General features: G+C 67.6%; 8 protein-coding genes. 3 read left to right on the top strand and 5 right to left on the bottom strand.

What is annotated here, in order from left to right:
- Positions 1 to 232: 232 nt before the first annotated feature.
- The 5 genes from HUA75_RS45660 to HUA75_RS45640 form a co-directional block, all read right to left on the bottom strand.
- On the bottom strand, positions 233 to 454 hold the full coding sequence (locus HUA75_RS45660; RefSeq protein ID WP_174490081.1) for a hypothetical protein: 222 nt from the start codon (positions 452 to 454) through the stop codon (positions 233 to 235).
- Positions 455 to 487: 33 nt separating this feature from the next.
- On the bottom strand, positions 488 to 799 hold the full coding sequence (locus HUA75_RS45655; protein ID WP_174490080.1) for a hypothetical protein: 312 nt from the start codon (positions 797 to 799) through the stop codon (positions 488 to 490).
- Between the two features lie 105 nt (positions 800 to 904).
- The gene (locus tag HUA75_RS45650) at positions 905 to 1,093 is read right to left on the bottom strand and encodes a hypothetical protein (RefSeq protein ID WP_174490079.1); all 189 of its coding nucleotides are present in this window, start codon (positions 1,091 to 1,093) and stop codon (positions 905 to 907) included.
- A 515-nt stretch (positions 1,094 to 1,608) separates the two neighbouring features.
- A complete protein-coding gene (locus HUA75_RS45645; protein ID WP_174490078.1) occupies positions 1,609 to 2,436 on the bottom strand; it encodes a P63C domain-containing protein in 828 nt (275 codons plus the stop codon).
- 267 nt (positions 2,437 to 2,703) lie between these two features.
- Positions 2,704 to 3,456, bottom strand: a complete 753-nt coding sequence (locus HUA75_RS45640; RefSeq protein WP_174490077.1) for a hypothetical protein — start codon at positions 3,454 to 3,456, stop codon at positions 2,704 to 2,706.
- Positions 3,457 to 4,041: 585 nt separating this feature from the next.
- Here HUA75_RS45640 and HUA75_RS45635 point away from each other — a divergent pair.
- The 3 genes from HUA75_RS45635 to HUA75_RS45625 all read left to right on the top strand — a co-directional run bounded on the left by HUA75_RS45635 (position 4,042) and on the right by HUA75_RS45625 (position 6,561).
- On the top strand, positions 4,042 to 4,644 hold the full coding sequence (locus HUA75_RS45635; protein ID WP_174490076.1) for a hypothetical protein: 603 nt from the start codon (positions 4,042 to 4,044) through the stop codon (positions 4,642 to 4,644).
- Positions 4,645 to 4,786: 142 nt separating this feature from the next.
- Positions 4,787 to 5,188: a hypothetical protein gene (locus tag HUA75_RS45630; RefSeq protein ID WP_174490075.1), complete on the top strand. Its 402-nt coding sequence runs from the start codon at positions 4,787 to 4,789 to the stop codon at positions 5,186 to 5,188.
- 317 nt (positions 5,189 to 5,505) lie between these two features.
- Entirely contained in the window at positions 5,506 to 6,561 is a 1,056-nt protein-coding gene (locus HUA75_RS45625; protein WP_174490074.1) for a hypothetical protein, read from the top strand.
- Position 6,562 lies beyond the last annotated feature (1 nt).

Here is a 6,562-nt window from a genome sequence, read left to right as displayed (position 1 = left end):
GCAGCGCCTGGCGCTGCTTCCTCTTCAACCACTGCCTACCTTTGCCCTCGGGCAGGGCCTTCTCGCTCTCAGGTCTTCTGCGCACACAGAGCCGAACGAGAGGTGCCCCTGCTCCCTCTTCCCGCCTCCGCCGCGCCCGCCTGCTCCCCAGCCTGATCGCGAATCACGAACTCTGGTTTAGCCAGTTGAGGTAGGGCAGCCCGCCCCGGTGCGCAGGAGCGGGCCGCCACGACTACAAACCGAACGTGAAACGCGCGCCGACGCCCGCCATCTGCTCACGGGCGTTGGCCTCGGTGAAGGCGAACAGGCCCAGGTTGGCGAGGGGCCTGTAGCCGCCCTCCGCCCGCGCGTACCAGCCTGACAGCGAGGAGACTCCGGCCTGCGCCTCCAGGTAGCCCTGCCTCACCGGGACCTCGGCGAGGACACGGGAGAGCCCTTCAGCAACAGTTCCCATCGGGGCGTCATGAGGAGCGTCCGTCGCTCTCTCTTACTTCCCTGGGCGCTCCACCATCACGACAGGATGCCCAGCCACCTGCTCCTGGAACGCCAGCGGCTTCCCGTGGATGCACTCGGGCAGCGGCTCCCACGCGCGGTACTGATGGTCGAAGTGCGCGTCCAGCAGCTGCGCCCGGCAGGCGCAATCCGAGCCGTCAGCGTGGCAGAGCGGCTGCATCCTGCCGGGGCGCTGGGTCACGTGACCCGACGTGAAGAAGTTGCAGTCGGGGAACTGCTCGAGCAGGGACTCGAGGACGCGGCCAGGCTGCCCGGGCACGAGGGTGACTGAGGTGACGAGGGACATTGGGTAGAAACTCCGGTGGAAATACGGCCGAAATGGCTTCGCTTTCCACAAGTCCCTATTCCGGGTGGCCCCCTTCGAATCCTGGCCACCCCGTAGCACCCACGGCTACGGGCAAAAGCGCTCGCGCAACGTGATGTAGATGTCAACCCACACCGCATCGTGCGGGAAGCACGACGCCATGATGCGCTCCACCGCGTCAGGCTCGAATCCAGTAGCCCGAAGCGTGCGGCGGTACTTCACCTCGGCGGCCTGCTGAGTGGGGACGTTGTACGACTGCCCATACGTCTTGAACATGTGGTCGCCGCCGAGGAAGGGGATTCGCTCCCCATCTTCTCGCCTTCGCCCAGGCCAGTCCATCCCAGCCGCCGACCTCGTCGCCTCTGGCTTGTCGATGGAGGCGGGCGACCGTGTCCGAGCGCTCCTGGATGAAGCGCTCGCCGCGCGGGCGAAGTCGAAGAAGTAGGGCACGCCGACCGTCGGTATCGCCGACGGTCGTGGCATCCAGGAGCTGCGTCGAGCGCGGACCATTCAGGTGCTGCCCTCACGGTCCGTCAGGCCATCCTGCGAAGGGTCTCGGAGACACCTAGACCCTTTTGTACCCACGGGAGGCCAGCCCGGCCCTAAGCACTGCTGAGGGTCGCGACCTCAAAGGGTCTAAACAGTGCTGATACCCTTTGCCGCGACGAAGGGGACCCAACTGGCGTTTCGCAGCCTCGCATTGGCGAAAACCCCAGGGCTGGCGCGTGGTTGCCCAAGGGGACGCGAGTACCGTCAGCAGTGGTGACGGTACTCCGCGATGGACGCCGGGCTCACGCGCGCATGGCCTGGCCGGGAGCGGCGCCACGGAGTTGGTCGGTCCAGTCCAGTTGGAGTGGTGCGTTCTTGAAGACGTGCGCAAACCGGCCCCGGAAGTCCCACATGCTGTGGCACGTCTTCATGACGCCGATGACTTGCCAGAGGTGCTTCACGAGCCGGTCCTTGCCGTACTCGGCCAGCCACTGGTGGTGGTTCTTGCGGAAGCGGGGGTTGGGGTTGATTTCGCGCAGCTTGTTCCCCACGTCCTTGTCCATCGCGTCGTAGATGAAGGCCATCACGTACTTGCCCCACCGCAGTGGCCGCACCTTCGGTGCCTCGTCGAGTCCCTCCAGGCGAGCCATTTCCTCCCAGAAGTCGTCGGGGAACATCTTGCCCCACTCGCGCATGTCGCCGGAGAGGTACGCATCGAGCTTGCGCTGCATGGCATCTGCGGCACGCTCCTTCTGGTAGCCGGTCGCCTCGTCGACGGTGCCGATGACGCCAAGCTTCGCGAATGCGTCCAGAAGGTGTGCGGCGCGCTCGCCAATGTGGTGCTGCTTCTTGTGGAGGGCGCCACGAACCGCCGCTCGGACGATGGCGCTCGCAATCTCAGCCAACAGCGTCGCGTCGTAGCCGAGCACCTCTGGGCCACCGCCCTTGGGCCGGAAGCTGATGGGCGAAAATGGTCCCACCGCCAACCGCCCGGAAAGATAGGGCTTTATCCTGTTTTGGGCCACGAACCGGCTCAATCTGGTCCCACCGGTTCCGGAACTGCCGCCGCGGACCATGCCGAGCGCCTCAATCATCCCCGCCTGCGAGAAGACACGCGTCTCGTCGCTCAAGACGTGGCATCCGAGTTCGATGTCGCCAAGGCGAATGGTACCGGCGTGGGTGGCTCTGAGAGGGGGATTGGTGCAACTCGGCATGAAGGCTCCTCGAGAATGGGGGCTGAGGGGTAGCTCTGGGCCGTTGCTGCGATAAGGAACTGGCCCCGCCGGCTGCGCCTCCGGCGTACTCCCCGCATACCAGCCAGGTCTGACGCGCCAAGGAACCCGCTGGGTCGCGAAACGTGCGACGACGTCACACCCCGTTGACCGCCGCGCGGCGGATCAGAACTCGGCAGCCCGACGCGCTTGCTCTTGCTTCTTCTGGGTCGACGCCTCGCGCCAGAGGATGGCGCTGCGGTACTTCACGAGGACGTCGGCGCCAGCACCGCGCTCCTGGGACAAGACGAGCGTCACGACCGTCTCGCCAGTAGCCCAGGCCGCCCTCGCCTGAAATGGGGCGTTCAGCAGCCGGTCGCGCTCGAGGGCAGTCCGCATGTTCGCGCCTTCGTCGCGGATGGCAGCGGCAGTGCTCGTTGTGGTGGGCGGAAGCCCTGAAACGAGCTGCGCCGACTCGTTGAACCCAGCGCTGATGCTCCGCAGAGCATGCATGGTCGCCAAGTCGTCGAGAGCCGTGTCAGTGGTCCGCTCGCGTGCTGGCTTCCCGTACTTCGTCGAGAGGAGCCCCTTGATATCGGCGTAGGAGCCGCGCGCTGAGGGGAGGGATGGGAGCCACAGGGCGACATCGGAGAGCCGCCCACCAGCAAAGGAGCAGTGGACCCGCGCCTCGTAGCCACCCACCACCATGTCGGCGACCACCTTGCCGTCCTCGTGGGCTGCGGTCGGGCCTAGAGCAGCCACGACTTCCGCCGCGGTCATTCCCCATCTGGTTGTCTGGAATCCCTCGGTACTTCGCCACGCTGCGGCATCGGCGTTGAAGGCCCGGATTGCATCGCGCCGCTGAACTACCTTGTTCGGTCCGGCGGGGCAGCCGGCGACGAGGGCGAGGCAGGCGCAGAGGGCTATGAAGGGACGCATGGGTTGATCTGAGGCGCGGCAGTCCAGACAGTCAAGATGGCCACAGGGCGACTCGCCCCATGCCGGCTCCCGGGCACGCCGCGTGCTCAGGACTGGGCACAAATGTGCCCCTCCTCTCCCCATGGGCCCACTCAAAAGGCCCCGTCCATGATCTCCGCCCGCCGGAGCCGTCCCTTCGCATTCGCTCTCGTGCTCGCCCTTGGGGCATGTGGCCCCACTGAGGATGAACCCGACGAGCGCCCCCGCCCGTCCGCGCCGCGAGACGGCGGGACGTCCCTGCCGGACGGCGGAACATCCTCCAGCGACGACGCTGGCACTCTTCCTCGAGATGGAGGGGGCAGCCCGCCGCTCGACGGAGGTCCCCCGCCACGCCCCTGCACGCCAAGCTGTTCCGGCAGGCAGTGCGGCACCGACGGCTGTGGTGGAACCTGCGGCACGTGCAGCTCAGACCAAGCCTGCTCCGACGGGCGCTGCGTGTGCGTCCCTCGCTGCGACGGGCGACAGTGCGGGTCAGACGGTTGCGGTGGGAGCTGTGGCACCTGCCGCTCCGGCACCACCTGCACGGCTGGCGGGGCCTGTGTCTGCGTGCCCCAGTGCCGGGGCAAGGTGTGCGGCCCGGACGGCTGTGGCGGGACGTGCGGCACCTGCCCATCCAACTCCACTTGCTCCGCAGCGGCGGACACCTGCGGGTGCAACCCGGGCTACGTGCCCGACGCGGCCGGGGAAACCTGCGTCCGCCTCGGCGGCCCATGCCAGGGCGTCAGCGAGTACGGACACTGCGCGGGCGACACCTGGGTGCGCTGCGACGCCCAGGCCGGTGTCGTCGCGCTGCCGTGCGGCGCGGGCCAGTGCAAGACGGTGGATGCCCAGGGCACCGGGGCCTGCCGGTGCGGCAGCATCGACGCCAACGGCGTCTGCGCAACGGCGGATGGCACCAGCACCACCAGGCCCGGGACACACTTCACGTGCGCGACCAGCCTCGGAATCCTCATCGCGGAGAACTGCGCGGCGAGCACCGGCTCCTCAACAGCGCTGTGCTCCACCTTCGTGACGTCAGCCGGGCACGTGACGTCCTGCTTCTGCAGCACCTGCTCCATGCCCGCCGGCGGGCAGTGCCGTCCGCTGTGCAGCAACCCGAGCGCCTGCCAGTACTACCCCTCGGGCAACGTCCACACCTGCGGATTCTGAGTTCCGCAGCGGTGTGCCTGCCAACAATCGCGCTCACCGCCCATACGCGTCGACGACCTGAAGAGCAGCCCCCTCTCGCCGTGATGCGCCACACATTGTTAGAGGTGGGCGCAGTTCACGAGTTGAAGTAGGAAACGAAAGCATGCGGAAACTGTTCCTGTTGACCGTGCTGTTGAGTGGCTGTGCGACGCCGGCCCTGAAGCCTGTTTCCCCTGACCAAGTGCCGGACCAGCCCTCTGAGAACGTGCAAAGGGTTGCATCCCTCTCGGTGGCCGACATCCGAGCCCTGGCGAGGGTCTACGACGACGCGCGGGCTCTCCTCTTGCGACAAATGGAGGCAGGGAACGAGGAGTGTGGCGACTCGGATCGGGTGGTGGGCGTCACGGTGTGGGAACCCGACGCTTCTGGGATGCGCTACGTCGTCGTCGCGTACCGCCCGGATTTCTGCCCAGAGTCGGTGGTGCCCTCTTTCGTTCACAGAGATTTGGCTTACCTGCTGACGCCCGACGGAAAGCTACTTGGTCCGCGAGTCCGTGGCCGGTAGAGCCAGAGCGGGCCGGCAGTACCGCCGGGGCTAGCCGGTCCCGGGTATGGCCTTGAAGAGCTGGACACGGGTGTCTCGGCCGCTGTCCGGCTCTTCGCATTTCAGGCCCGTCGCCCTTGCCGCAGGAAGCCGACGCCCGCCAGTGGCCAACGCGCTCCAGGACTACGGCTCCGGCAACGTCCACGCCTGCGGATTCTGACGTCTCGCGTGTGGGACCGCTGCGCAGCCGCGCCCGGCCTTGCCCGTCCTGCGCATCCACTCCGCGGGCATGGAGAACGCCCCTTGCAATCGGAGCGGGCCTTCCACCCGGAGCTTCCATGCAACCCATCCAGTCACGAGTCCTATCGCTGCTTGGCGCAGAGCCAGCACCAGACGCCGACCCGTCGCCCAAGGCGGCGCCGCCACCACGCAGCACCACCAGAACCGGCAACGTCATCGAGGCCTTCCCGACGCGCTCGCCGACAACCACCAGGTCGTCCACGGAGAACAGCGCGGCGGTCGCGCGCACCAGCCGCGCGGCGGAGACCACTCCGGCGGAGGACCTCAAACCTGCCCCTGCGGCGGAGGAGCAGCCCTCTCCCAAGGCGGCGCAGAAGGGCTTCTTCAGCCGCATCGGGTCTGCCGTCGGCGGGGTTGTCCGGCGCGTTGCCGACGGCGTCGGCGGCCTCGTGACGGGCGTCGTGGAGGCCACCGTCGGAACGCTGCGCAACACCGTGGAGTCGGTGCGGACGGTCTTCAGCGGCCTGGGGAACATCTTCACCGGCCGGTTCCGCGAGGGCTTCACCCAACTCGGCCAGGGACTCATCAAGGGCGTGCAGACGCCGCTGGACGCCACCCTCGTCATGGGCGGGCGGGCCATCAGCGCGGTCCAGACGCTCCTGGGCATCGAGCCCGTGCGCAGAAGCCTCACCGACGACGAGGTCGCGGCGCTCCGCACGGTGTACGGGGACTCCATCGACTACTCGCGCATCAGCATCAAGGAAGGCGACGCGGGGCTCCTCACCCTGTCGAAGCGGCCGTTCACGCACGGTGACACCACCTACATCCCCTCGGGTCACCTGCCCCTCCAGCTCGACCTTCTGGTCCACGAGGTGGCGCACGTCTGGCAGCATCAGAATGGGGGCACCGACTACATGAGCGAGGCCCTTTTCGCGCAGGTCTTCGGGGACGGCTACAACGTCCTCAAGGCGCTGCGTAAGGGCAAGGCCTGGGAGGAAATGAATCCGGAGCAGCAGGCGGAGCTGCTCGAGCTGGGCTTCAAGTCGGGGCACATCGCAGACGCGTCCCTCCCACTCATCATCGACGGCGTGGACTACACCGCCCAGCTCAACGCGGCGCTCCACGAGGTTCGCGCCGGCCGGGGGGCGCCGTAGC

The organism is Myxococcus sp. CA040A (genome assembly GCF_013336725.1).
GTDB lineage: Bacteria > Myxococcota > Myxococcia > Myxococcales > Myxococcaceae > Myxococcus > Myxococcus llanfairpwllgwyngyllgogerychwyrndrobwllllantysiliogogogochensis.
Note: the sequence above shows the minus strand (reverse complement) of the source record. Positions and strands in the feature narration are given on the sequence as shown.

Coding starts and splice junctions, on each gene's coding strand:
- HUA75_RS45630 (WP_174490075.1), top strand. CDS start 4,787: ATGCGGAAACTGTTCCTGTTGACCGTGCTGTTGAGTGGCTGTGCGACG.
- HUA75_RS45650 (WP_174490079.1), bottom strand. CDS start 1,093: ATGTTCAAGACGTATGGGCAGTCGTACAACGTCCCCACTCAGCAGGCC.
- HUA75_RS45660 (WP_174490081.1), bottom strand. CDS start 454: ATGGGAACTGTTGCTGAAGGGCTCTCCCGTGTCCTCGCCGAGGTCCCG.
- HUA75_RS45625 (WP_174490074.1), top strand. CDS start 5,506: ATGCAACCCATCCAGTCACGAGTCCTATCGCTGCTTGGCGCAGAGCCA.
- HUA75_RS45640 (WP_174490077.1), bottom strand. CDS start 3,456: ATGCGTCCCTTCATAGCCCTCTGCGCCTGCCTCGCCCTCGTCGCCGGC.
- HUA75_RS45655 (WP_174490080.1), bottom strand. CDS start 799: ATGTCCCTCGTCACCTCAGTCACCCTCGTGCCCGGGCAGCCTGGCCGC.